The sequence below is a fragment of the Hyphobacterium marinum genome (assembly GCF_036330325.1).
Classification (GTDB): Bacteria; Pseudomonadota; Alphaproteobacteria; order Caulobacterales; family Maricaulaceae; genus Hyphobacterium; species Hyphobacterium marinum.
The window spans coordinates 133,126-155,453 of record NZ_JAZDRO010000002.1; the positions used below are offsets into that span (position 1 = coordinate 133,126).

Annotated in this window: 21 protein-coding genes and 1 tRNA gene; 12 read left to right on the forward strand and 10 right to left on the reverse strand. The window is 65.5% G+C overall.

Going from position 1 to position 22,328, the window contains the following annotated elements:
- Positions 1 to 75 precede the first annotated feature (75 nt).
- The 7 genes from V0U35_RS05655 (at position 76) to V0U35_RS05685 (ending at position 9,155) form a co-directional block, all read left to right on the forward strand.
- The gene (locus V0U35_RS05655; RefSeq protein WP_330195701.1) at positions 76 to 1,080 is read left to right on the forward strand and encodes an AAA family ATPase; all 1,005 of its coding nucleotides are present in this window, start codon (positions 76 to 78) and stop codon (positions 1,078 to 1,080) included.
- Positions 1,081 to 1,165: 85 nt separating this feature from the next.
- A complete protein-coding gene (locus V0U35_RS05660; protein WP_330195702.1) occupies positions 1,166 to 1,990 on the forward strand; it encodes a DUF58 domain-containing protein in 825 nt (274 codons plus the stop codon).
- A gap of 1 nt (position 1,991) precedes the next feature.
- Complete coding sequence (locus V0U35_RS05665; RefSeq protein WP_330195703.1) at positions 1,992 to 4,712, forward strand: DUF4159 domain-containing protein; 2,721 nt, start codon at positions 1,992 to 1,994, stop codon at positions 4,710 to 4,712.
- Positions 4,713 to 6,767 (forward strand): hypothetical protein, encoded by a 2,055-nt coding sequence (locus V0U35_RS05670; protein WP_330195704.1) that lies wholly within the window; start codon positions 4,713 to 4,715, stop codon positions 6,765 to 6,767.
- Positions 6,768 to 6,839: 72 nt separating this feature from the next.
- Positions 6,840 to 8,192, forward strand: a complete 1,353-nt coding sequence (locus V0U35_RS05675; RefSeq protein WP_330195705.1) for a mechanosensitive ion channel family protein — start codon at positions 6,840 to 6,842, stop codon at positions 8,190 to 8,192.
- Between the two features lie 76 nt (positions 8,193 to 8,268).
- Complete coding sequence (locus tag V0U35_RS05680; protein ID WP_330195706.1) at positions 8,269 to 8,502, forward strand: hypothetical protein; 234 nt, start codon at positions 8,269 to 8,271, stop codon at positions 8,500 to 8,502.
- Positions 8,503 to 8,600: 98 nt separating this feature from the next.
- Positions 8,601 to 9,155, forward strand: a complete 555-nt coding sequence (locus tag V0U35_RS05685) for a hypothetical protein (RefSeq protein WP_330195707.1) — start codon at positions 8,601 to 8,603, stop codon at positions 9,153 to 9,155.
- 22 nt (positions 9,156 to 9,177) lie between these two features.
- Here the strand turns inward: V0U35_RS05685 and queE are convergent, their stop codons facing one another.
- On the reverse strand, positions 9,178 to 9,807 hold the full coding sequence (gene queE / locus V0U35_RS05690; RefSeq protein ID WP_330195708.1) for a 7-carboxy-7-deazaguanine synthase: 630 nt from the start codon (positions 9,805 to 9,807) through the stop codon (positions 9,178 to 9,180).
- Entirely contained in the window at positions 9,804 to 10,532 is a 729-nt protein-coding gene (queC, locus tag V0U35_RS05695; protein ID WP_330195709.1) for a 7-cyano-7-deazaguanine synthase QueC, read from the reverse strand. The genes queE and queC overlap by 4 nt, the downstream gene beginning before the upstream one ends.
- A 31-nt stretch (positions 10,533 to 10,563) precedes the next feature.
- Between queC and cutA the strand changes: the two genes are divergently transcribed.
- Entirely contained in the window at positions 10,564 to 10,890 is a 327-nt protein-coding gene (gene cutA / locus V0U35_RS05700; RefSeq protein WP_330195710.1) for a divalent-cation tolerance protein CutA, read from the forward strand.
- On the opposite strand, the gene V0U35_RS05705 is transcribed toward cutA, so the two are convergent.
- Both V0U35_RS05705 and V0U35_RS05710 read right to left on the reverse strand, forming a co-directional pair.
- The gene (locus tag V0U35_RS05705; protein ID WP_330196107.1) at positions 10,887 to 12,809 is read right to left on the reverse strand and encodes a response regulator; all 1,923 of its coding nucleotides are present in this window, start codon (positions 12,807 to 12,809) and stop codon (positions 10,887 to 10,889) included. The two genes, cutA and V0U35_RS05705, sit on opposite strands and share 4 nt — an antisense overlap.
- Before the next feature lie 247 nt (positions 12,810 to 13,056).
- Positions 13,057 to 13,133, reverse strand: a tRNA-Met gene (locus tag V0U35_RS05710).
- A gap of 127 nt (positions 13,134 to 13,260) precedes the next feature.
- Between V0U35_RS05710 and V0U35_RS05715 the strand changes: the two genes are divergently transcribed.
- The 4 genes from V0U35_RS05715 (at position 13,261) to V0U35_RS05730 (ending at position 18,146) form a co-directional block, all read left to right on the forward strand.
- Positions 13,261 to 13,905, forward strand: a complete 645-nt coding sequence (locus V0U35_RS05715; RefSeq protein WP_330195711.1) for an NAD(P)H-dependent oxidoreductase — start codon at positions 13,261 to 13,263, stop codon at positions 13,903 to 13,905.
- Between the two features lie 5 nt (positions 13,906 to 13,910).
- The gene (locus V0U35_RS05720) at positions 13,911 to 15,869 is read left to right on the forward strand and encodes a cation:proton antiporter domain-containing protein (protein ID WP_330195712.1); all 1,959 of its coding nucleotides are present in this window, start codon (positions 13,911 to 13,913) and stop codon (positions 15,867 to 15,869) included.
- Between the two features lie 44 nt (positions 15,870 to 15,913).
- A complete protein-coding gene (locus tag V0U35_RS05725) occupies positions 15,914 to 16,984 on the forward strand; it encodes a malate/lactate/ureidoglycolate dehydrogenase (RefSeq protein ID WP_330195713.1) in 1,071 nt (356 codons plus the stop codon).
- A 259-nt stretch (positions 16,985 to 17,243) separates the two neighbouring features.
- Positions 17,244 to 18,146, forward strand: a complete 903-nt coding sequence (locus tag V0U35_RS05730; protein WP_330195714.1) for an alpha/beta fold hydrolase — start codon at positions 17,244 to 17,246, stop codon at positions 18,144 to 18,146.
- Positions 18,147 to 18,406: 260 nt separating this feature from the next.
- Here V0U35_RS05730 and V0U35_RS05735 read toward each other — a convergent pair whose 3' ends face one another.
- The 6 genes from V0U35_RS05735 to V0U35_RS05760 form a co-directional block, all read right to left on the reverse strand.
- On the reverse strand, positions 18,407 to 19,303 hold the full coding sequence (locus V0U35_RS05735) for a cation diffusion facilitator family transporter (protein ID WP_330195715.1): 897 nt from the start codon (positions 19,301 to 19,303) through the stop codon (positions 18,407 to 18,409).
- Between the two features lie 90 nt (positions 19,304 to 19,393).
- The gene (locus tag V0U35_RS05740; RefSeq protein WP_330195716.1) at positions 19,394 to 19,807 is read right to left on the reverse strand and encodes an acyl-CoA thioesterase; all 414 of its coding nucleotides are present in this window, start codon (positions 19,805 to 19,807) and stop codon (positions 19,394 to 19,396) included.
- Between the two features lie 6 nt (positions 19,808 to 19,813).
- Positions 19,814 to 21,232 (reverse strand): dihydrolipoyl dehydrogenase, encoded by a 1,419-nt coding sequence (gene lpdA / locus V0U35_RS05745; protein ID WP_330195717.1) that lies wholly within the window; start codon positions 21,230 to 21,232, stop codon positions 19,814 to 19,816.
- Positions 21,233 to 21,342: 110 nt separating this feature from the next.
- Positions 21,343 to 21,555: a hypothetical protein gene (locus V0U35_RS05750; RefSeq protein ID WP_330195718.1), complete on the reverse strand. Its 213-nt coding sequence runs from the start codon at positions 21,553 to 21,555 to the stop codon at positions 21,343 to 21,345.
- A gap of 70 nt (positions 21,556 to 21,625) precedes the next feature.
- A complete protein-coding gene (locus V0U35_RS05755; RefSeq protein WP_330195719.1) occupies positions 21,626 to 21,811 on the reverse strand; it encodes a hypothetical protein in 186 nt (61 codons plus the stop codon).
- A gap of 105 nt (positions 21,812 to 21,916) precedes the next feature.
- Positions 21,917 to 22,225 carry a hypothetical protein gene (locus V0U35_RS05760; protein WP_330195720.1) on the reverse strand — a complete coding sequence of 103 codons (309 nt, stop codon included), beginning with the start codon at positions 22,223 to 22,225 and terminating at the stop codon, positions 21,917 to 21,919.
- Between the last annotated feature and the right edge of the window lie 103 nt (positions 22,226 to 22,328).

Sequence of the window (22,328 nt, forward strand, 5' to 3'; positions counted from 1 at the left end):
ATTCTCACGATATTGTTTGCGACGGGGCGCCAGCTCGCAAAGATCACTATACACTACGCAATTAGGGAGAGCGCCGTGGCGAGAAAAGTGGTGAAAGCTGTGGAAACCGATCTGGTGAAGGCGGCCGACAACGCTGCCGAGCGCATGCAGGCGGTCAAGGCCTCCATCGGCAAGGTGATTTACGGCCTTGATGAACCGGTCGAGCTTTGCCTCGCTGCCATCCTGTCGGGCGGACACGCCCTGCTCGTCGGCGCGCCCGGTCTCGCCAAGACGCGTCTGGTCGAAACCATCGCGGTGGCGACGGGGCTCGATACCAAGCGGATCCAGTTCACGCCCGACCTGATGCCAGCCGATATTCTCGGCTCAGAGGTTTTGGAAGAAGGCGCAAAGGGCAAGCGTTCCTTCCGCTTCATTCCCGGTCCGGTCTTCGCGCGCCTTCTGATGGCGGACGAAATCAACCGTGCCAGCCCGCGTACCCAGGCCGCGCTACTGCAGGCGATGCAGGAACACCATGTCACGGTCGCGGGCGAACGCCACGACCTGCCCGAACCTTTCCACGTGCTCGCCACGCAGAACCCGATCGAGCAGGAAGGCACCTACCCGCTGCCCGAAGCCCAGCTCGACCGCTTCCTCCTGCGCGTCGATATTCCCTATCCGGAGCGTGATGCCGAGCGTGACATCCTCTTGGCCACCACTGGCGCGAGTGATGCCAAGGCCGAAGCGGTGCTCAACCCGGCTGAAGTGCTCGAACTGCAAGGCCTCGTCCGGCGCCTGCCGGTTGGCGAGAAAGTGCTCGAAGCCATTCTCGATCTGCTGCGCATGGCGCGCCCCGATGTCAGCGACGATCAGGACGTGCGCGATGGCGTCTCCTGGGGTCCCGGACCGCGTGCCGGTCAGGCGCTGATGCTGGCGTGCCGCGCCCGCGCCCTCATCCAGGGCCGTCTCGCGCCGTCGACCGAGGACGTGGCGGCGCTCGCCGAACCGGTGCTGAAACACCGCATGGCGCTCTCCTTTGCGGCCCGCGCCGAAGGCCTGACGCTGGAAAGCCTGATCGCCCGCCTCGCCGCCCAAGCAGCCTGATCCCCAACTCATGGCCACGCCCTTCACCCGTTCCGGCAAAGTCACGCACGCGGCCAGCCTCCGGCAGGCTGCGGAGCGCGTCGCCATGCCGTTTCCGGCCCTCGTGGCCGAGGCGGAACGGATTGCCGCGACCGTGGCGCAAGGCGTCCACGGCCGCCGGCAGCGGGGGACAGGCGAGACCTTCTGGGAATACCGGCACCACCGCGCCGAAGATGGTGCCGCGGCGGTCGACTGGCGCATGTCGGCCCGATCACAGAACCTGTTTGTTCGTGAAAACGAGTGGGAAGCCGCCAACACGGTCTGGATGTGGCGCGACGGCTCGGCTTCGATGGACTGGGCGTCCTCGCGCGAGATCCCGACCAAGCGCGACCGCGCGGCGGTTTGCCTCATCGCACTCGCCGCGCTGCTGACACGCGGCGGCGAACGGGTCGCGGTGCTCGGCGAGTCGGCTGCACCGCGCTCCGGCGAACTCGGGATGGAACGGGTCTCGGCACGTCTCGCCACCGGACCCGGCGGCATGGATTCAGTCGAATCCCCGCGCATGGCCAAGCATGGTCAGGCGGTCCTTGCCAGCGACTTCCTTGACCCGTTCGAGACCTGGCGCGCCCGGCTGGCGCGGTTCTCGGCGATGCAGGCCGGCGGCGTCCTGCTCAGGGTCATCGACCCGTCTGAAGAAGACTTCCCCTACAAGGGCCGCACCCGGTTTGAAGCCCCGGCGGGCGGCGAAACACTGCTGTTCGGCCGCGCCGAGGAAGCCGGATCGGCCTACCGCCAGCGTTGGGCCAGCCACGGTGACGCTATTGCAGATCTGGCCCGCCGGACCGGCTGGACGCTAGTGACCCACCGCACGGACCGGCCCGCGACACAGGCTGTGCTCGCCCTGCACCGCGCCCTGTCGAGGGACGTCTGACATGTTCGCTCTCGGCCCCCTCGCCTTTGCCGCGCCGCTGGCGCTGATCGCGCTTGCGACCTTGCCCATTCTGTGGCGGTTGTTGCGCGCGACGCCTCCGCCGCCGAAGCGGGCCGTGTTCCCGCCGCTGCGCCTTCTCAAGGACGCGCCGGACGATGCCGAAACGCCGCATCACGCGCCCTGGTGGCTGATCCTGTTCCGCCTGCTGATGGCGGCGCTGATCATCATCGCGCTGGCGCGCCCGATCTGGCAGCCCGACACGACCGAAAGCGCGCCGCGCCCGCTCCTCCTCGTCATCGACGATGGCTGGGCGTCCGCACCGGGATGGACCGCGATGAAGCGCGAAGCCGAACGCCGGCTTGATCGCGCCGAAAGCGCCGGTCAGCCCGCTGCCCTGGTTCTGACGGCTGGCGGCACCGACGCGGACGAAATCCGCCTCTCGGACGCCGGTGCAGTCGCGCGGCGTCTCGAATCCGCCGATCCGCAAGCCTGGCCGCCGGCGCGCGCTGCGGCTGCCGCCCGCGTCAGCGCGGCGCGCAGCGACGGCAGTCTCGACGGTACTCTCGACATTGTCTGGCTCACCGATGGCATCACGACCGACGGGGCTGAAGACCTGGCCCAGGCACTGTCCTCGATCGGCTCAGTCGAAGCCCTGACACCGGTTCCGGGCCGCAACGCGCTGGCGCTTGGTCCACCCGCTGTTGCCGCTGACGGTTTCACCATTCCGGTCCAGCGTGCCGATGACAGCACGGGGATCACCGTGTCCCTAGTCGCCTCGGGCGAAGATGGCCGTGCGCTTGCGCGGACCGAACTGACGCTCGATGCCGGGGTCCGTGAAGCACGGGCCGATATCGACCTGCCCCTTGATCTGCGGAATCGCGTTTCCGCGATCCGTATCGAGGAACAGGCTTCAGCTGGCGCGGTTCAGCTGACCGGTGATGGCTGGCGGCGGTCTCGCGTCGGCGTCATCGATGCAGCCAGCGAAGACGGCCAGCCCCTCCTGTCTGACCTTCACTATGTCACACGCGCCCTGGAACCCTTCGCCGAAGTCCAGCGCGACGAGCTCGATGTCCTTCTGGAAAACAGCCCCTCTGTCCTCGTCATGGTCGATGCCGCCCGCAGCGATGACGAGCGCATTTCGGCCTTCGTGGAAAATGGCGGGCTTCTGATCCGGTTCGCCGGACCGCGCATGGCGGCACGCGGTGACGATTTGCTTCCGGTTCAGCTGCGCGAAGGCGGACGCCTGTTTGGCGGAGCAATGGCCTGGGACGAGCCCCAGCGCATGGCTCCCTTCTCGGCCAACTCGCCCTTCGCCGGTCTTGCCACAAATGCCGACGCCGTGGTGTCGAGCCAGGTGCTGGCCGAACCCGGCTCAGCGACAGACGACCGGGTCTGGGCCCGCCTGGATGACGGCACGCCTCTGGTCACGGCCGCGCGCCGGGGCCAGGGCTGGATCGTGCTCTATCACGTGACGGCGGGCCCGGAATGGTCCGACCTACCCCTGACCGGTCTTTTCCCGCGCATGCTGCGCCGGACGCTGGGTCTCGCCAGTGGTGGCAGTGCGCCCCGCGCCCAGTCGGGCCGGTATGCGCTGGACTCGGCGCTGAATGGCGAAGGCCGTCTCGGGGCTGCGCCGCCCGGCGCGCAGGCCATTCCGGCCGAACTCTGGGACAATGCCCGTGCCTCGGCCGCGACGCCGCCCGGCCTCTATCGGCTGGGATCGGAAGGTGCGGCCCTGAATGTCGTCCGGGTTGGGGATGTGCTCTCACCGCTTCCCGACACGCTCGGCGGAGTCCGGTTCGCAGCCCTTGAGACCGTGCGCGAGATCCGCTTTGCGGGGCCGCTCCTGGCGCTCGCCCTCATTCTGCTGGCCGTTGACGCCGTGATCGCCCTGTTGCTCGCCGGACGGTTGCCGAAGCTGAAATTCAGCCGTGGTCCCGCCGCCGCCGCGATTGCCGCCGCCCTCGCCCTGCCGCTGACGCAGCACGCCGACGCACAGGACTATGACGACAGCTTTGCGATGGAAGCCTCGCTCGAGATGCGCTTTGCTTATGTTGAAACTGGCAACGCCGCTTTTGACGCCCGCACCGAGGCCGGCATGCGCGGCCTGACCGAAGCCGTCTCCGGACGCAGCGCCATCGAACCGGCTGCGCCCATGGGCGTGAATATCGAGGCCGATGAAATCCTCTTCTTCCCGCTCATCTACTGGCCTGTCACCAATGACGCACCACCGCTATCGCCGCATGCTGCCGCGCGCGTCAGCGCCTATCTGCAGTCAGGCGGGCTGATCGTCTTTGACACGCAGGACGCCAACCTCGCCGCGACGCGGGCCGGTGCGCCGCATCCCGGTCTTGCCCGGATTCTAGAGACTGTCGACGTCCCGGCGCTGGCGCAGCTGCCGGCCGACCACGTCCTGACCCGGACCTTCTACCTGTTACAGGATTTCCCCGGTCGCTGGACCGGCGGGCCGGTCTGGGTCGAGGCCGACCCGGACGGTGCGGCGCGTGATGGCGCGTCGGGCGTCGTCATTGGCTCGAACGACTGGGCCTCGGCCTGGGCTGTCAGCACGGATGGTGATCCGTTGAGTACGGTTGAGGGCGGCGAACCCCAGCGCGAAATGGCGCGGCGCTTCGGGGTCAATCTCGCCATGTATGCCCTGACCGGCAACTACAAGGCCGACCAGGTCCACGTACCGGCACTTCTCGAACGGCTGGGGCAGTAGATGGCGACCACGATCGACCTGGCTCCCCTGATCCCGATGGGACTGATAATCGGATTGACCCTGCTGGCGCTGGTCGCGTCAGCGGTCGGGGCTGTCCTGCGCCTGAATGGCTGGTTGTGGCGCGGCCTGGCCGCGCTGGTTATCGCCGGAGCCTTGCTCAACCCGTCGCTTGTGCGCGAGGAACGTGACCCGCTTTCGGACATTGCCGTGCTGGTCACAGACACCAGCCAGTCCATGCAGATTGGCGGCCGCGCCGACGCAGCGCGCGCTACCGCAGAAGCGATCCGCGATCAGGCGGAACGGGATTCCACGCTGGATCTGGTCGAGGTCGAGATCGGCGACACCGCCGACGGGACGATGCTGTTTGAAACCCTCAACAGCACGCTCGCCGGGGTGCCGCGTGATCGTCTTGCCGGGATTGTCGTGGCCTCCGACGGGCAGATTCACGATCTCACCGATGATGCCGAGACACCTGACTATGACGCCCCCTTCCACCATGTGCTGACCGGGGACGAGAGCGCCGGCGACCGCCGCCTCGTCATAGTCGAGGCCCCGCGCTACGGGCTCGTCGATGATCCGGCGACCTTCATCATCCGCGTTGAAGACAGCGCGATGAGCGGCACCGCGACCGTCAATTTCCGGCTTGATGGCGGGGACCCGCAACCTGCTCGCGTCACGATCGGCGAGGACACACCGGTCGAGACCGTGATCGCGCATCGCGGCGCGAATGTCATCGAGATAGAGGTCGAGCCGGGACCGGAAGAGCTTTCCCTGATCAATAACCGCGCGGCCGTGTCCGTCACCGGCGTGCGCGACCGGCTGCGCGTGCTTCTGGTCACTGGCGAGCCGCACAATGGCGCGCGGGCCTGGCGTGACCTGTTGAAATCCGACCCCAGCGTCGATCTGGTCCATTTCACCATTCTGCGTCCGCCGGAAAAGCAGGACGGTACGCCGATTGACGAGCTGGCGCTGATCGCGTTTCCGACGCGCGAGCTCTTCGCCGAGCGACTGAACGAGTTCGACCTGGTGATTTTCGACCGCTACCGGCGGCGCGGGATCATGCCGCTGCTCTATTTCGACTATGTCGCGCGCTATGTGGAACAGGGCGGCGCGCTGCTGATCACGGCGGGTCCGCCTTTCGCCTCGGGTGTCAGCCTTCAGCGAACGCCCCTCGCCGCCGTTATTCCGGCGCGCCCGACCGGCATAATTGCGACCGGCGGCTTTGCCCCGCGCGCGACCGAGCTGGGCGAACGCCACCCGGTCACTGCCGGTCTGGAACCGGGCGAAGGTGACGAGCCGTGGGGCCGCTGGTTCCGCCGCGTCGATGCTACACCGGTCGGCGGCGAAACCCTGCTTGAATCCAGCGATGGCGGGCCGCTTCTGGTCTTGTCACGTGCCGGTGAAGGCCGCGCGGCCATCGTCCTCTCCGACCAGTCCTGGCTGTGGGCGCGCGGTTTTGAGGGCGGCGGGCCCTATGGCGAGCTCTTCCGCCGCGTCGCCCACTGGCTGATGCAGGAACCCGAACTTGACGAGGAACGCCTGTCGGCCAGCGTCGCTGACGGTCAGTTGCAGATTGTGCGCCGGACCCTCGCCGAAGCCGCACCTCCGCTGGAAATCGACTGGCCAAGCGGGCGCAGCGACGTCGTCACACTGACACCGACGGAAACGGCGGGCCGCTTTACCGCCACCGCCGAAGCCGAGCAGTCCGGTCTTGTCCGGCTACGCTCTGGCGACCTGACGACGGTGGCGGCGCTTGGGCCGCTCAATCCACGCGAATATGCCGACCTGTCCCCGACCCGTTCTGTCCTGGGACGGCTGATCGAGATCAGTGACGGCGGCGTCTTTGCTGTCGGTGACGGGGCCGGAGCGAACACCCCCGACATCCGGCGTACGCGGGCGGACGCCGACCAGTCAGGCCGGTCCTGGATGGGGCTGCGCCGCAATGAGCGCTATATCGTGCGCGGCGCGGACCGCACACCGCTGGCACCGGGGCTGCTGATCGTCCTGCTCATCCTGACCCTGATCGGGCTCGGCTGGCGGCGCGAGGGCCGATAGAAAATCGGTTTCCAAACCCTCGACGTGACAGGGAAAAACACCGTAGGCTGACAGCGCAACAAGGCTGTCTGAATGACCACACTGCCGGCACCGGAAATCGAACCGCCCGATCTGGACGCGCTGCGTGATCCGGAAGTGTGGCGGTCGCGCGCCGAAGCGGTCTGGAACTGGGCCCGCGAGCAGGCGCTGAGCGCCGACTTCGCCTTCCAGGCCGGGGCCATCGTCTTTGCAGCGATCCTGGCCTTTGCGCTGCGCAAGCAGATCGCGAAATTCCTCGAACGCCTGTTCAGCTTCCCGGTTCTGGAGCGGCACAAGGTCAACGTCATCCGCATCCTGACCCCGGTCATCGGCCCGGCGCTCGCCTACGTCTTCCTCTCGGCCGTACTTTATGTCTTCATCCAGGCGGGGATTGATCATTTCTTCGTCCGGCTTGGGGCCAACCTCGTCGGGGCCTGGGCGATCATCCGCCTGCTGACAGCGCTGATTACCGAGCCTTTCTGGTCCCGAACCGCAGCCATAGTCGGCTGGACGGTCGCGGCGATGAACATACTGGGCTGGCTCGCACCTACGACAGGGTTCCTCGATTCGATTGGCGGACCGATTGGTGGCGGACGCGTGTCCGTCCTCTCGGCCATCCAGGCCGTGATCCTGCTGGTCGTCCTTTACTGGCTGGCATCCCGGCTGGCGGCCGTCCTCAGCGGACGGATCAACAAGCTGCCGAGCCTCAACCCGTCAGCCCGCCTGCTGATCGGCAAAACGGTCCAGGTCGCCCTGCTCGCAACGGCCGTCCTCCTCGCGGTTTCGAGCCTCGGCATCCCGCTGGGCGCGCTGGCCATCTTCTCCGGTGCGGTCGGTCTGGGTATCGGCTTCGGGCTGCAGAAGATCTTCTCGAACCTCGTCTCGGGCGTGATCCTGCTGCTCGACCGGTCGATCAAGCCCGGGGACGTCATCACACTTGATGAGACCTATGGCCGGGTCAATTCGCTGGGCATGCGCTTCGCCTCGGTGATTACGCGCGACGGGATGGAACACCTCATCCCGAATGAAGAATTCATCACCACCAAGGTGATCAACTGGTCCTTCTCCGACCATGCGGTTCGGATCAAGCGGGCGGTCGGGGTGTCCTATGATACCGATATCGTCAAGGCGATGGATCTGGTCGTGGAAGCCGCCGAAACCGTGCCCCGCGTGCTGTCCTCACCCAAGGTGAAATGCCTGCTGCGCGGGTTCGGGGACAATTCCATCGACCTGGAAGTCCGCTTCTGGATCGCCGACCCCGGCCAGGGCGTCAACAATGTCTCCAGCGAAGTCCTCGTCGCGATCTGGCAGAGCTTCAAGGATAACGGGGTCGAATTCCCGTTTCCGCAACGCGATGTCCATATCCGCAGCGGCGACGCGCTGGACGTTCGTATCGCCCGCGACTAGGGCGCAGCCCCGTTCACACCCCGGAAAACCTTTGCCGCCAAGGCTGGGCCAAGCTGATTCGAATGGAGCCCGACCCATGCGCACGCGCCGCCTTGCCTTTCTCCTGCTGCTACTCGCGACCCCGGCCCTGTCCGGATGCCTGGTTATTGGCGGTACCGCGCTGGTCGCCGGTACGGCGATCAGTGTGACCGGCACCGCGCTGGAAACTGCCGGCAATGCCGGGGAAGCCGTCGTGCGCGCGGCCATCCCCGGAGACGGTGAAGACGACGACGAAGACGAGGACACGGAGCGCCGCCGCGACCGCCGCTAGCCGTCGCAAATCGTGATCGGCGACACACCGGACAAGACTGGCGAAACCTGCTATGCTTACTACGTAAGCGGGAGGGACCAGCTAACAAGGAGCCCCACATGACCAAATGGCTATCCGCAATTCTCGCCGCTGCCGCGTTGTCGGCTCCGGCGATTGCCCTTCAGGATTTCGACGCCAGCTATGCGGCCGAACCCCAGGGTCCGATCATCATCGCCGATATCACTGTCGGTGCTGAATTGGCCGAGAAGGCCGACGAGTACGGCGCGCGCGAGATCGATCGTCTGACCGGCCGTCTGCATGACGACCTGTCCCGCGAACTCGCTGAAGCCGGTTGGCTGGGCACCGACACATCGGCTGCGGCCCTGCTCTACGTCACCATTGAAGATGCCACGCCGAACCGGCCGACCTTCGCCCAGATGGGCCGTCAGCCGGGCCTCGACTTCCGCAGCTTCGGCCTGGGTGGCGCGGAAGTGACCGCTGAACTGCGCACCGCTGACGGTGCGGTTCTGGCGACGTATGAATACGACTGGTCGGGCACAGATATCCGCTTCGCCCAGTATTCCAGCACGTGGACGGACACGTTCCGGACCTTTGACCGGTTCGCGATGCGCCTGTCTGACAGCCTCGCCGAAGCGGCCCGTTCGGGCATGTAACCGGCCGGACCGGCGTGACCCGTCAGGGCGCGCCGATCCATTTGTGGGTCTGAAGGCTTAAACGCCAGAGTGGATGCGCCAGACAATAGGCGTATGCCGCTCTGGCGTTTTCCATTTGCGCCGGTCCGTCCATGGGCTGGAGCGAAAACCGCTCGAAATCGAGATGCTCGAATTGCTCCGGCGCGCAATCGGCCTGCGGGTAGACGAGCTTCAATTCCTGTCCGCTGGTCTGGACGAGGGAAGCTGTGGATTTCGGGCTGACCGTGATCCAGTCAATCCCGTCCGGAGCCGCCAGGGTTCCGTTGGTCTCGATGGCGATGGAGAAGCCTTCGGCCTTCAGCGCGGCGATCAGGGGCGGGTCGAGCTGGAGGAGCGGCTCCCCGCCGGTGCAGACAACCAGTTTCCGCCCGCCGCCCGGCCAGTGTGCACTGGCCGCCGTCGCCAGGTCTTCCGGCGTGTCAAACTTGCCGCCGCCCGGCCCATCCGTACCGATAAAGTCGGTGTCGCAGAATTTGCAGACCGCCTTGTGCCGGTCCTGTTCGCGACCGGACCACAGATTACAGCCGGCAAAGCGCATGAAAACCGCCGGACAGCCGGCCTGTCCGCCCTCGCCTTGCACGGTCAGGAAGATTTCCTTCACCGAGTAGGTCATGTGTCCGCCTGCCCTTGTGCCCAGCGCGCCCAGCCCTTTTCCCGGAGATCGCAGGCCGGACAGTCGCCGCAGCCATAGCCCCAGGCGTGAAGATGGCTTCGGTCCCCGCGATAGCAGGAATGGGTTTCGGTGCGGATCAGCTCGACCAGCCGCTCTCCGCCAATCGCGTCAGCCAGGGCCCAGGTCTCGGCCTTGTCGAGATGCATGAGCGGTGTCTCGATACCGAGCGGCATGTCCAGGCCGAGCCGGAGCATGGTCTGTGTCGCGTCCAGCGTGTCCCGTCGGCAATCCGGATAGCCGGAATAGTCCGTCTCGCACATGCCACCGACAAGCGTCGTCAGCCCCCGCCGCCAGGCAATGGCTCCGGCCACGGTAAAGAACACCAGATTGCGTCCCGGTACGAAGGTCGACGGCAGGCTGCCATCACGCCACTCGATCTCGCGGTCGGCGGTGAGCGCGCTTTCTGCGATCGCGCCATAGCCCGACAGGTCGACACGGTGGTCCTGCCCCAAACGGTCACGCCAGCGCGGAAAGGCGTCCAGAAGGGCCTCGCGTACAGCCATACGTGCCGTCATCTCGACCTCGTGGCGCTGGCCATAGTCAAAACCGACCGTCTCGACGGTCTCGAACCGGTCCAGCGCCCAGGCCAGGCACACGGCGGAATCCTGTCCGCCGGAATGCAGGACCAGCGCACCGCCGCCTGTTGGTGTGGTCTTCGTCGTCATGGCGCGCCTATATAGCCCCGGAGGTGCAGCAATGGCAGAGCTACAACTGATCTACACCACATGGCCGGATGCCGCCCTCGCGGAGAATGCAGCCCATACCCTGCTGGAAGAGAGGCTGATTGCCTGTGCGAATATCTTCCCGGCGGGGCGCTCGGTCTTTCGCTGGGAAGGTGAGGTTCAGGCCGAGGCTGAAACCGTGATGATCCTGAAAACCGGGGCTGGCCGGGCCAGCGCGGTCCGGGACCGGGTCAGCGCACTGCATCCCTATGACACGCCCGCCATTGTCGGCATCCCGGCGCTGGACGGCGCGACATGCGCCAATTTCGCCGCATGGGTCGTTGCCGAGACGAGGGGCTAGGCGCGTTTTGCCGCCGGTGCAGCGGCCTCTGAGCCGCCGTTGACCGCCTGACTGATCGCACCAAACAGGCGACGTGCGTCGATGGGCTTGGAGACATAACCGTCCATGCCTGCGCCAAGGCAGGCCGCTTCGTCCTCGGGGCGCGCATTGGCCGTCAGCGCGACGATCGGTGTCATTGAGGCCGTGGTCGGCAGGTCGCGAATGGCACGGGTGGCGGCCAGGCCGTCCATGACCGGCATGCGCATGTCCATCAGGATCACGTCATAGGCCCGCGCGTGGGCCGCCTCGACGGCTTCCTGGCCGTTCTCGGCGAAGTCGACCGACCAGCCCTGGGACATCAGGAATCCTTCCAGAACCGAGCGGTTGATCGCGTTGTCCTCGGCAGCAAGTATCCGCAAGGGACGAGGCACGGCCTCGGCCGGCGCAGCGTCCTCCGTGGCACGCGCGGCCGGCGGTGACGGGCGAATGGCGGCGGCCGGCTCGGCCGGGCGCTCTGCCGCGTCCTTCGGTGCAGCCTGCTGTCCCGCGGCAGGGAGTTCGGCCTCGAACCAGAATACCGATCCGCCGCCTTCGGCGGGCATATGCCCGATGGCACCGCCCATCATCTCCATGAGCCGACGTGAAATCATCAGGCCAAGACCGGTTCCTTCCGGACGGCCCGTCCCGGCTTCAAACTGCGAGAAACCCTGGAACAGGCGGCCTTGCGCCTCGCGCGGAACTCCGGTCCCGGTATCGTGGACTTCAGCACGCAGCCGCCCGCGTCCGCCCTCTTCGGCCAGCGAAAGCTTGACGGCAATACTGCCCGTGCGCGTGAATCTGAACGCGTTGGAGATGAAGTTGAACAAAACCTGTTTCAGGCGCGCGGCATCGCCCTCAAGCAGGGTGTCCGCTGACCCGGTGCAGCTGACCGTGAAATTCAGGGATCGCGCGGTCGCGCGTTCGGCCCACATGGTCTCGACGTCGTGGGCGATTCCGCCCATTGTCATCGGGCCGGGAACCAGCGCCATTCGACCGGATTCGATCTTCGAGAAATCCATCAGGTCGCCGACCAGACGTACCAGCATGTCACCGGCCTCGCGCAGCGTGCGGACCTTGGTACGCTGGCGCTGGGACAGGCCGTCCTCGCCCTCCAGACTCATGGCCACGCTCATCATGCCATTAAGGGGGGTGCGGATTTCCTGGCTGATACTGGCAAGAAAAGAGGATTTGACCTGGGTGGCATCCTCGGCCCGGCGTGCCGCCGTTTCGTGCCGGCGGGCCAATTCCTTCAGCGCACGGGCCTGGCTTTCGACCCGCTTACGCGCGGCATCCAGGTCCTGGTTGTTCTCCAATGCCTTGACCAGGGTGGTTTCACCAGTCTTTGACAGCCGGTAGGCGGCGGCGAAGAAGATCATCACCAGCGCGCACATGACATAGCCCGTCACCCCGCCTTGAGCGGCATAGTAGAGCGCTAGCCCCGCCAGTGGCGGGAAGTTGTAGAGGATGGAGGCCATCGGCCGCGCTGCCGACGAGATCGCGCCGCCCGCGGTGATGCCGACGATGACCAGAATGATGGCCGAATTGGCCATCGTGTCCTGACCCGCTGGGATCAGGAAGATGATGGTGCCCCACAGCACGCCCGTGAGGACCGTCATCGTCAGGCAGGCCGCGTCGAGCGCACGGCCGCCCCCCAGTTTCAGCAGCGCGGTGAGTGACGCAAACCGGCCTGCGGATACCAATGTGACTGCTGCAGTCCAGGCGATCAGTGCTGCGAGCGGAATCTGGCCATACAGCGCCACAGCCAGCAGGAGCGCGGCAACAATGTTGAACAACACCGCCCCGCGGCTGCTGCGGTAATAAGCCTCGTAGCGGATCGCGCGAATCGCCGCATCCCGGTCCTCGGCCGGATCATCTCCGCCCGGTGGAGCGGCAGACGGCACCGCACGCAAGGCACTCGCGTGGCCGGACCGGGATCTGGGGGGCTGAGTATTGGCGCGCGACAGGGCGGGTCTCCATATCAAGCCCGGCCGGTTTCAGGCGCGCGGGCAGAACGTCCGGCAGGCCCTGAATCGGTCGCGGTACCGGCGAATACGCTGTCATCACCCGGTTTTGGTAGAGAGGGGGTTAACGCGCGCTGGGAAAGGGGGGGCCAATTTAGAGCGACCCAAATACCGGGAGCCGGAGAAATGGTAGCGGAGGAGAGACTTGAACTCCCGACACGCGGATTATGATTCCGCTGCTCTAACCAGCTGAGCTACTCCGCCCCAAGAGGCATCGGGTCCGCCTTGGCGCACCGCGGAGGAGCGATATACGCGCCGATGCCGTATCGCGCAAGACGGTGTAGCGGCTAGACTGCGGCTCGGGATTCGCGGGGCGCAGGAGCAAGTGGCCATGGATGATACGGACAAGGATGACGAAACACTGCCGCTGCGGCGCATCCTTGTCCTTTACGCTCACCCGGCCCAGCGCAGCTCGCACGTCAATCGCTGGCTGTTCGAGGCGGCCAGCGGACTGGCGGGCGTGACCGCGGTCGACCTCTACGCCGAGTACCCGCGCTACGAGATCGATATCGATCGCGAGCAGGAGCGTTTGCGCCGCCACGACGCCATCATCTTCCAGCACCCTTTCTACTGGTATTCGACACCGGCCCTGCTGAAGGAATGGCAAGACCTCGTGCTGGAACACGGCTTTGCCTATGGCGAAGGCGGCGATGCCTTGAACGGCAAGATCTTTTTCAATGCCGTCACCGCCGGTGCCCCGGAAGTGGCCTATCGTGCCAGGGGCTATAACCGGCGCACACTGGCCGAGCTGCTCTACCCGATGGAAGCGACCGCGCATCTGTGCGGCATGACCTGGCTGCCGCCCTTTGCGCTCTACCGGTCGCGCCATGCCGCCGAGGAAGGGCTGGCTGACACGCACCGCGCCGACTGGCTGCGCCTGTTGCGGGCCCTGCGCGATGGTACGCTCGACATCAAGGCCGCCCAGGCCCGCCCCCGTCTCAATGACGGGCTCGCCAAACTAATCCGGGAGGGCTGAGGGGCATGGACAGTTTTCTCTTCCAGGCCTTCATCTATCTGACCGCCGCGGTCATTGCCGTGCCGATCGCCAAGCGGCTCGGGCTGGGGTCGGTGCTGGGCTATCTCATCGCCGGTGTCGTCATCGGCCCGGTCGCCGGCCTTGTCGGCAGCGAGACCGAGGACCTCCAGCACTTCGCCGAGTTCGGTGTCGTGATGATGCTGTTCCTTGTCGGGCTAGAGCTCGAACCGAAAAATCTGTGGGACATGCGCCGCCGTCTCGTCGGGCTTGGCGGTCTGCAGGTCGTGTTAAGTGCGGCCCTGATCACTGGAGGCGCAATGGCGATGGGGCTGACCTGGTCCGTGGCGCTGGCCATCGGTCTGATGTTCTCGCTCTCCTCGACCGCCATCGTGCTGCAAACACTCGGCGAGAAGGACCTGACCAAGACTGAGGGCGGACAGGCGAGCTTCTCGGTCCTCCTGTTCCAGGACATCGCCGTCATCCCGATGCTCGCCTTCCTGCCGCTGCTGGCGATGCCCGAACTGATGGGCGGCGGCGCGGAAGACCTCGCCCATGCCGCAGCCGACCCCCATGGCGCAGCTTCTGATCACGGCGAAGGCGGCGGACATGGCGCGAGCCTCAGCCTCGTCGATCAACTGCCCGGCTGGGCCTATGGCCCGGTCGTGCTGGCCGCTATCGCGGCGGTTGTGCTGGGCGGGCATTTCCTCAGCCGGCCGCTCTTTGGCTTCATCGCCCGCTCGAAACTGCGCGAGATGTTCACTGCGACGGCGCTGTTTCTCGTTATCGCCATCGCCCTCCTGATGACGCTCGTCGGTCTCTCGCCCGCGCTCGGGACGTTCCTGGCAGGTGTGGTGCTGGCCAATTCGGAATACCGGCATGAGCTGGAATCCGACATCGAGCCGTTCAAGGGCCTCCTGCTCGGTCTCTTCTTCATCACCGTCGGGGCGGGGGTGAATTTCGATGTGCTCTTTGGAGATTTCGCGACTATCGCCGGGCTGACGGCGGGCCTGATCGCCATCAAGGCAGCGGTCCTGTTCGGACTGGCGATGGTGTTCGGCCTGCCCCGGCGTGACCGCTGGCTGATGACGCTGGGCCTGGCGCAGGCGGGCGAGTTCGGCTTCGTGCTCTTGAGCTTTACCATCCAGAACGGGATCATCCCGGACGATCTGCGTCAGACACTGTCGCTCGTCGTCGCGCTCTCCATGCTACTGACGCCGGTGCTGTTCATCGTTTACGATCAGCTGATCGCCAAGCGCATGGTGGCCGGCCGAGATACCGGTTCCGATACGATCGACACCCAGGGCACGACGATTATCGCCGGGCATGGCCGCTTCGGCCAGATCATCAACCGGATGCTGCGCGCGGCAGGGCGGGAGACGGTCGTCATCGAGTTGCGCAGCGATTTTGTCGAGAATGTCCGCAAGCTGGGCATCAAGACCTTCTATGGCGATGCGACGCGGCCTGACCTCTTACACGCGGCCGGGCTGATGCGTGCCAAACAGATGGTCATTGCCATCGACGACAAGGACGAGATCACCGAGCTGGTGAAATTTGTCCGCCGCGAACGGCCCGACATCCACATCGTCGCGCGCGCCAAGGACCGCCACCATGTCTACCAGCTCTATGCTGCGGGTGCGGACGACATGATCCGCGAGACGTTCGATTCCGCTGTCCGCGCCGGACGCAGCGCCCTCATCGGCCTGGGGGAACACCCGTTCGAGGCCGAAAAGGCCGCGCGGTACTTCGTCCGGCATGACCGTGAGACGCTGTTGAAGCTGGCCAATGCCTGGAAAGAGGGCGTCTCGATCTGGGAGAATGCGGAGTATCTCGACATCGCCCGCCGCCAGAACGAGCTGATGGAACAGACGATGCGCTCCGACCGCGATCCGCGCACCGACAATGCCATCGATCGCGCCTGGGCCCCGCCGCCTGTGCGTCCCGAGGAAGAAGCAAAGACCGACTGAACGCCCCCCGTGGCAGATCGACCGGCACGGCGTAAGATGACGCCATGGATTCGCACGATGTCCGCATCCCGTCCGAGACGCTGTCGGCCTTTTGCCGGGACGCGCTGATTGCCGCCGGCGCGCGCGACGGCGACGCCCGCAAGGTCGCCGCTCAACTGGTCGAGGCCAATCTCGCGGGCCATGACAGCCACGGGGCCGGGCTTCTGCCGGCCTATGTGAAGCACGCCAAAGGCGGCCTTGTGGACCTCGCCGCTGAACCAGACCTCACGGACGATACCGGCGCGATCCTGAAGATCGACGCCAAGGGCGGATGGGGCCGGCCATCCGGTGATTTCGCCATGGCCAAGGGCGCAGCGCGTGCCGAGGTACAGGGCTCGGCCATCGTCGCGCTCGCGAATGCGCATCATCTGGGGCGGATCGGGGCCTATGGCGAATTGGCGGCGCAGGCCGGGCTGATCTCCATCCACTTCGTCAATGTCACCGATCACGACCCGATGGTCGCGCCCTATCGCGGCAGCGATGCCCGCTTCGGCACCAACCCGGTCTGCATCGCCTTTCCGCCGACACCGGAGCGGGCGATGTTCCTTCTCGACATGGCGACCAGCCGCATCGCGCTCGGCAAGGCGCGGGTGGCCGCGAACCGGGGCGACCGGGTCGCCTTCGGTGCGATCATCGATGAAAACGGCATGCCGACCGACGATCCGTCCGGTTTCAAGGGGTTTGAACTGAAAGGCGCGCTCGCCCCGCTGGGCGACCACAAGGGCTATGGCCTCGCCTTCGCGGCGGAATTGCTCGCGGGCGTACTGACCGGCGGCGGCACGATCCAGCCGGCCAATGAACGCCGGGGCGGCATCCGGAACCACATGCTCTCTATTCTCCTCAAACCCGACGCCTTTGGCGACCCGGACGCGATGGAGGCCGAGATGGACGCGATGATGGCCTATGCCCTCGCCTCGCCGCCGGCTGACTGGGACAGCCCGGTGCTGATGCCGGGCGATCCCGAACGCGCCCTGCGCGCCAAGCGCGCCCAGACCGGCATTCCGTTTGATCCGGTGACGCTCGGCGAGCTGAACAAGGCAGCCGAGGGGCTGGGGCTGAAAGACCGGCTGGGATAGCTGAAATAGCGCCCTCCCTCCCCTTGATGGGGAGGGTGGCCCGTTGGCCCGGGAGGGGTGGGAAGATCTGCCGTCTGCGTTTCTCACCCCTTCCGTCTGGCGCTACGCGCCAGCCACCCCCGATCCAGTCGAGGGCAGGCCTTCCCCATCAAGGGGAAGGAGGAGAAACCATCAGTCTCGAATCATCACCCGACTCTGCCTTCCCTTGCTGGTAAACGGCGTTCACAATGCGTCCGAACATTTCCTGGAGAGTTTACAAATGAATCGACTGCTTGTTGCCGCCCTTGGCGTGATATCCCTGTCGGCAGCGGCCATTGCCCAAGACGAGCACCAGCTCACACCAGCCCGGGAGAATGTCATCTACGGCATGGTGTCAGGCGCAGCGATGCTGATGGATGTCTATGGCCCGGAGGAAAGCAACGGGCTCGGCGTGATCGTCATTCCCGGTTCGGGCTGGTACATGCCGGAAATCTACTCGGTGCCCCCACTGAAGGATCTTTCGCGCCGCGATTATATCCGCGGCACGGTCGCGGCCCTGACCGACGAAGGCTTCACGGTTTTCGTCATCAACCACCGGTCCTCGCCTGGCAACCGGTTTCCCGCGGCGGTCGAGGATACACGCCGCGCCGTGCGCTTCGTGCGCGCAGGCGCGGAAGCCTTTGGCATCGACCCGGAGCGGATCGGCATTCTGGGGCATTCCTCGGGCGGCAATCTCGCCGCCATGGCCGCTTATATTGATGATGCGCCCGGCAACGGCGTCGACCCCATCGATCAGCAATCCTCTGCGGTTCAGGCCGTCGTCACGCTCGCCGCGCCCTTCTATCTCTACGACATTGAGAACGTGGACGTGTACGGCGCGCAAACAGTTGCCAATTATGTCGGCGTGCCCTTCTATGGGCTCGACAATCACTACGAGACCAGCCCGCCCATCGCGGTCCAGGCCTCGCCGACCCATTATGTCGATGCCGGTGATCCGCCGCTCTACATGGTCTATTCCGCCGATGATCCGGTCGTGCCCGAAAGCCAGGCCGACCACATGATCGCCGCGCTCGATGAGGCGAGCGCGCCCTACACACCGGTTCGCGGGGAGACCGGCGAACACGCACCTGATTACGATCACGCCGCGATGACGGCGTGGCTGGAGCGGGTGTTGGGAGAGTAAGCGATTTCCCTCTCCCGTTCTTCAAGGGCAGAGGGTCAGGGTGAGGGGTTGCGAACCGGCAAGATGCGCGCCTCCTATCCTTCGAGGCCCGCTACGCGGGCACCTCAGGATGAGGTGGTAGTCTGCACAAACGCTCCTCATGCTGAGGTGCTTTCCGTCAGGAAAGCCTCGAAGCACGCAGCGTTATACATCCCCCTCAAGGGGAAGGAGAAAAACGCTCTTCCGTTCCCCAAAGGGGAGAGGAGAAATGCTACTCGCCCTTATTCCCTCACAACTTCGACCGTGACATGATCGACGCCGTGCGCCTCGGCCATGCGCGCCTTCAGGGCCGAGATGGCGGTGCAAGGATCGGTTCCGTCGGCAAGGACGAGATTGAGCGTCGCCACGCAGCGCTGTTCGGTGATCGACCAGACATGCATATGGCGCACGTCCGCCACGCCCGGCACGCTGGCCTGCAAATCCGCGCGAACGGCCTCACGATCAAAGCCGCTTGGCGTTGACTGCAAGAGTATGCGCCCCGAATCCCGGATCAGGAACCAGGCGGCCCGCACCAGCAGGAGTGCGATCAGGATCGAGAGGATGGCGTCAATCGGCAGCCAGCCCGTGAAGACGATAACCAGCCCGGCGATAATGGCGGCCAGCGAGCCGAGAATGTCTCCAGCGACGTGAAGCAGCGCCCCGCGCATGTTGAGGTTTTCCCGGTCACCGCCATGCAGCACGGCAAAGGCGACGATGTTCGCCGCGAGGCCGACAAGGGCGACGACCGTCATCGGCAGTCCGTCGATGGTTTGCGGGCTGGCGGTGCGCTCGATGGCCTCGATCACGATCCACAGTGTCAGGAGCGCGAGCGTCACGCCGTTGGCGAAAGCCGCAACGATCTGGAAGCGGTCGTGACCATAGGTGCGGGAGGCATCGGCCGGCTTGCGGGACAGGCGAAAGGCCCACCATGCGAGCAGGAGCGCGGCACAATCGGCGAGCATGTGCGCCGCATCGGCGAGCAGGGCCAGCGAGCCGGTAACGATCCCGCCGATAACTTCGGCGATCATCACCGTGCCGGTAATGACAGCGGCGATCAGCGCGCGGCGCTCATTCGAGGTACCGACACTATGACAGTGGGCGTGGCCCTCACCGGGCGCGTGGGCATGATGGTGTGTCATTACCCGTATCGGAGCAGATTCCGGGCGGCTTGCAAGCCATTGGATAGCGTAGCGACGGAGACTATAGCGTCCGCACTGGCCGGGCCCGGCCTACATTCCGAAAAGGGCCCGCACATCCGCTGGCAGGCGTTTCGGGCGGCGGGTTTCAGTGTCGATATAGGTCCAGGTCGTGACAACACTGGCTGACGGTTTGCCCGCCCCCGCCTTGCGGATATCGACATGACGCGGACAGCGCAGGCCTTTCACCGGCGCGACCCAGGTGCGCAATTCGACATCATCGCCCAGCTTCAACTCGCGGTGATAGTCGATCTCGTGGCGCAGCACGACCCAGAGCCCGGCGGCGCGCATGTCCTCGGTTGCGACCGCGTCCCAATGGCGGCCCGCCATGCGTGCCGCCCAGTCGAGATAAACGAGATTGTTCACATGGCCCATGAAATCGATATCAGCGTCCTGCACCGTCAGCCGGTGCAGGAAGGCCGTGTCGAAATCGCAGGCGAAGGCCACCGGCCGTTACGCCGAGATGTGGATCGGGTGGCCGAGCGCGGCGAGCGCGGATTCGGCAAAGGCTTCTGTCAGTGTCGGGTGGACGTGAACCGTGCCGGCGATGTCTTCCAGGCGCGCACCCATCTCGATGGCGAGCGCGAATTCGCCGGAAAGCTCACTGACATGCTGACCGACGGCATGGATACCGAGGATCACATGGTCGCTCTCACGCGCGGTGACACGCACGAAGCCGCCATCGGTCCCGGCCTCCATCGACAGGTAACGCCCCGATGCGGCAAGCGGGAATTTCCCGGTGATGACCGTCTCGCCCTTTTCCTTCGCCTCGTCAGGCGTCATGCCAACGCCGACGACTTCCGGCTCGGTAAAGCAGACCGCGGCGATGGCCACCGGGTCGAAGACCGTACGATGTCCCGCGATGATTTCAGCAACGCGTTCGCCCTGCGCCGTGGCGCGGTGGGCCAGCAGCGGTTCGCCGGTCAGGTCACCGATGGCGTAAACGCCCCGCATGCCGGTCTCGCAGCGCTCATTGACCTTGATGAACTTGCCGGTGAGCGGAATGCCCATCTTGTCGAGGCCCCAGCCTTCGGTCAGCGGCTTGCGGCCGACCGAGACGAGAACATTGTCGGCCTCGATGCGCTGCATATCGCCTTTCGCGTCCTCGAATTCGAGGAATGCCGTGCCGTTTTCTTCGGTGACGCCCTTGGCCTTGCAGCCGAGATGGACGTCGACCTTGTGCTCCTTCAGCCAGCGCGTGATCGGGCGGGTGATTTCCTTGTCGTAGAGCGGCAGGATGCGGTCCAGCGCCTCGACGAAGGTGACTTCAGAACCCAACTTGCGGTAGGCGATACCGAGTTCCAGCCCGATATAGCCGGCTCCGACGACGACCAGCTTTTTCGGCAGTTCGGGCAGGTCGAGCGCGCCGGTCGAGCCGATCACCTTGCCGCCGAACGGCAGGAAGGGCAGTTCGACTTCCACTGAGCCTGTCGCCAGCACGACGTTCTCTGCCGTGATACGGACCGGTTCACCGTCGACGGTCTCGACGACGCAGGTCTTGGCATCCTCGAATTTCGCCCAGCCATTGATCGCTTCGACCTTGGCGGCTTTGAGGAGTTGCGCCACCCCGCCGGTCAGTTTGGAAACGATGGAGTCCTTCCAGGCGACCAGTCCTGCCATGTCGAGTTTCGGCGCTTCGGTGATGGAAATGCCGAGCTTGCCCTCGCCGGTATGGCGGGTCATTTCCTCGAATTTCGTCGCGGCGTGGATGAAGGCCTTCGAGGGGATGCAGCCACGATTGAGGCAGGTGCCGCCCAGACCGTGGCGGTCGACGATGACCGTATCCAGCCCGAGCTGTCCGGCCCGGATCGCGGCGGGATAACCGCCCGGACCGCCACCGACGACGAGGACTTTGCAGCTGCGTTCTTTCATGGGGGACAGGCTCCGGCTCGAATTGCGCAATTCAGACGGGCCGGTTTAGACGCTGCGCGGGCAAAGAAAAAGGGGCCGTGCCTGCATGGCCGCCTTGCAAGGGGATGACGCTAGCTGCCGTCGCTGCCGCTTTCGACATTCACATTCGTGGTGTCGCTGGACTTCTTGCGGCTGAGACCCGCACCGCTGGCGATGGCGATCCCGGCGATGACCAGGATGGCCACACCGATCCAGATCGGCGGCACGCTCAAGGCATAGAGGCCGTATCCGACACCGATGACGGCGAGAATGGTCCCGACGATATAGATCCAGAATGCGCGCATGGCTTTGGCCTCTCGTGTGACGTCCAAGTGGAGGCAGAACGCGTCTTGCGCGCGCAGGGTTCCGACCCGGTCAGTCAGCCGGGCACTCCGCAGGCGTGGCATAGAGCATCACGGCATTGACCCACTCGCCGGTGTCGGCGTCACGGGACTGGCTGATGCGGGCCCATTCGCCATCCTCATAGGTCTCGAACCAGACATTGCGTTGGTCGGCTTCGGGGTAGACCTGCCAGAGATGCAGGCGGCCATCGTCGAGCACCTGCTGGCGCAGATCACGGACCTCGTTATTGGTCGTGTAGTGCCAGGCGGTCTTCCAGATGCCCTCTTCGGCATCCCAGGCGCGGATATTGATGCCGGCTCCGGCCTACGGGCGGTAGCCGAAACCGGGGTCGAACCACTCGTCGATAATGGTCCGCCCGGAAAGGCCATAGCGGCCGTTCCAGCGGGCGGTGAAGGGCTGGGGCTCGCCCCAGTCGCCGGCCGCGGCGTCCCAGTTGCGGAACTGGACGACATAATCACCGATGAGGAAAGCGAACTGGGAGAATTCTTCCGGCATGCCGTCGGCCGGCGCGCCATAGTCTCCGCACATGACCGTGCCCGGCCCGGTGACTTGTGCGACGGCGGGCGCGGCGATGGTCGCCGCGAGCAGCGCGGCGGTGATCGGATACTTCATGGTGGCTCTCCCCTCAGATTGGGAACAGCCTCGCACGGTCCGCACTCACCTGCCGGTCACAAGGGTGTGAGGGATAAAGCCCTCTCCCTTCAGGGAGAGGGTT